General features: G+C 65.3%; 3 protein-coding genes and 1 pseudogene. 2 read left to right on the forward strand and 2 right to left on the reverse strand.

The annotated features are described in order from the left end of the window. Positions 1-148 (forward strand): annotated as a pseudogene (locus WAN02_RS33070) (menaquinol-cytochrome C reductase); the annotation flags it as partial. Beyond that, on the forward strand, positions 145-1830 hold the full coding sequence (locus WAN02_RS33075) for a cytochrome b (protein ID WP_422269575.1): 1686 nt from the start codon (positions 145-147) through the stop codon (positions 1828-1830). The pseudogene WAN02_RS33070 and the gene WAN02_RS33075, both read left to right, overlap by 4 nt. Positions 1831-1882: 52 nt before the next feature. On the opposite strand, the gene WAN02_RS33080 is transcribed toward WAN02_RS33075, so the two are convergent. Both WAN02_RS33080 and WAN02_RS33085 read right to left on the reverse strand, forming a co-directional pair. Further along, positions 1883-2503 carry a DUF2561 family protein gene (locus WAN02_RS33080; protein ID WP_422269577.1) on the reverse strand — a complete coding sequence of 207 codons (621 nt, stop codon included), beginning with the start codon at positions 2501-2503 and terminating at the stop codon, positions 1883-1885. Then, positions 2500-2804: MmpS family transport accessory protein (locus tag WAN02_RS33085; protein WP_422269576.1), on the reverse strand; the 305-nt coding region annotated here is incomplete at its 5' end. The genes WAN02_RS33085 and WAN02_RS33080, both read right to left, overlap by 4 nt.

A 2804-nucleotide genomic window follows, 5' to 3' on the forward strand; every position in this document is an offset into this window, starting at 1 on the left:
CGCATTGCATTACGCGAAGCCGATTTTCGGGCCCGCCGCGCGCGCATTGGCGCAACTGCCGATAACAATTGACGCCGATGGGTATCTCGTCGCTAACGGTGATTTCATCGAACCTGTCGGACCGGCATTTTGGGAGCGCAAAACATGAGTCCAAAACTGAGTCCCCCCAGCATTGGCGAAGTCATGGCCGATGAGGGCAACGCCGTCGACTCGCGTTACCATCTTTCGGCCGCGACGCGGCGCCAGCTCAACAAGGTCTTCCCGACGCACTGGTCGTTCCTGCTCGGCGAGATCGCGATGTACAGCTTCGTCGTACTGCTGCTGACCGGTGTGTACCTGACGCTGTTCTTCGACCCCTCCATGCAGGACGTCACCTACAACGGCGTCTATGAGCCGCTGCGTGGGGTGGGGATGTCAAAGGCATTCGCGTCGGCGCTGGACATCAGCTTCGAGGTTCGCGGCGGTCTGTTCGTGCGGCAGGTCCACCACTGGGCCGCACTGATGTTCTCCGCGTCGATCATGGTGCACCTTGCCCGGATCTTCTTCACCGGCGCCTTCCGCAGGCCGCGTGAAGCCAACTGGATCATCGGTTCACTGCTGCTGATCCTGTCGATGTTCGAGGGCTACTTCGGCTACTCGCTGCCCGACGACCTGCTGTCCGGCATCGGCCTGCGCGCCGCACTCTCGTCGATCACGATGGGAATGCCGGTGATCGGCACCTGGCTGCACTGGGCGCTGTTCGGCGGCGACTTCCCTTGCGGCGGTGCGGGAGACGACTGTACTGCGGCGGGCTACATCATTCCGCGGATGTACGGGCTGCACATCCTGCTGCTGCCAGGCATCATCCTGGCGCTGATCGGTGCGCACCTGGCGTTCGTCTGGTTCCAGAAGCACACCCAGTTCCCCGGCCCTGGCCGCACCGAGACCAACGTCGTCGGTGTGCGGGTCATGCCGATCTTCGCGGTGAAATCCGGCGCCTTCTTCGCCCTGACCACCGGCGTCCTCGGCCTGATGGGCGGGCTGCTGCAGATCAACCCGATCTGGAACCTGGGCCCCTACAAGCCATCTCACGTCTCGGCGGGATCCCAGCCCGACTTCTACATGATGTGGACCGAAGGCCTGGCCCGTATCTGGCCGGCCTGGGAGTTCTACCCGATGGGCCACACCATCCCGGCCGTCGTCTGGGTCGCAATACTCATGGGAGTGGTCTTCGGGCTGCTGATCGTCTACCCGTTCCTGGAGAAGCGGTTCAGCGGCGACCACGCCCACCACAACCTGCTGCAGCGTCCCCGGGACGTGCCGGTGCGGACTTCCATCGGGGCGATGGCCATCGCCTTCTACATGGTGCTCACGCTGTCGGCAATGAACGACGTCCTCGCGCTGAAGTTCCACATCTCGCTCAACGCGACCACCTGGATCGGCCGCATCGGCATGATCGTGCTGCCGCCGTTCATCTACTTCATCACCTATCGGTGGTGTGTGGGTCTGCAGCGCAGCGACCGCGCCGTCCTCGAGCACGGCGTCGAAACCGGCATCATCAAACGCCTGCCGCACGGCGCCTACATCGAACTGCACCAGCCGCTGGGACCCGTCGACGACCATGGCCACCCGATCCCGCTGGAGTACCAAGGCGCTCCGGTCCCGGTGAAGATGAACAAGCTCGGCTCCGGCGGCTCCCCCGGCTCCGGCAGCTTCCTGTTCGCCGACCCGGTCTCCGAGGATACGGCGTTGTCCGAGGCCCACCACGCCTCCGAGCAACGCGCGCTCACCGCGTTGCGGGAGCACCAGGACGGCAGCAACGGCAACGGCTCGACGAACGGCCACCACTAGCCGCCAGCGCGGCTGAAGCCGTTGAGCGCCAAGCTGTCCGGGCGGCAAGCGGTCAGCCGGCGAGCATGCCGCGAAGCTGGCGCACCTGCCGCCAGGGAATCAGCGGCATCACCAACGTGATGGCCCCGGCAATTCCGTAGCCGGTCCACGAATAGGCATCGTGGCCGATCGCCATCGCATAAGTCGCCGAAGCCACCGCGAGCAGCGCCGCGCCCATGGCGCCCATCAGCGCCGCGGTGCCGCGCAGCCAGAAGCGGTCCACCTCAGCGTCGGCCAACACCGGTCGTTGGGTCGTCAAGCGCTCGGTGGCACTGTGCCCCGCCAGTGACCCGGACCTGATCGACCGGGCGCTCACGGTGCGCGCCTGCGACCCGGACGATTGCGTGGCCGGTCCGTCTCGAGTGATGCGCCGGGCACGCAGCAACATGGGGATCGCCGCCAGAATGATCAGCGCCGAGATGATGATGATCGCGTACAGCACCGACGAGGTGTGCGGGTTCCCCTTCGCAGCGTGGAAACCCCGGCCCAGATCCATTAGCGCGACGAGCGCCGCGACGCTCACCCCCACCAGAACCAGCCAGATGACAGCGCATGACCCGATCACGATGCGGTCAGCCGTGGCCGGCGTGACCTTTCCGCGCGCGCCCCAGGCTTGCGAGTATCGAGCCATCAGCAGTTGACTTGCGGTTGATTATTCTCGTTGGCCGACAACACCGTTCCGTCGCTAGCAGTGACCTTGCAATTGAGCTTGCTCAGGCGCAGCAAGCTGGACGCCTCGATCGAACCGACGTCAGACGCCGAGATCGGTGTGAGCGTGATCGTCCACGGGATGTAGACGTTGGACAGCGTCCGCCGCATCCCCGAGGCATCGGTGTAGGTGATCGTGATTTGGTCGAACGGCGCCTTGGTGCCGGTGACCGAATAGGTGTACTGCTTCGGCCCTGCGGGCGCCGGCGGGGGCGCCGGTGCTGGCG

It is taken from the genome of Mycobacterium sp., from assembly GCF_049281135.1.
GTDB lineage: Bacteria > Actinomycetota > Actinomycetes > Mycobacteriales > Mycobacteriaceae > Mycobacterium.

Excerpts from the sequence above, each read along its gene's own strand:
- WAN02_RS33075 (WP_422269575.1), top strand. The coding sequence starts at position 145 with ATGAGTCCAAAACTGAGTCCCCCCAGCATTGGCGAAGTCATGGCCGAT.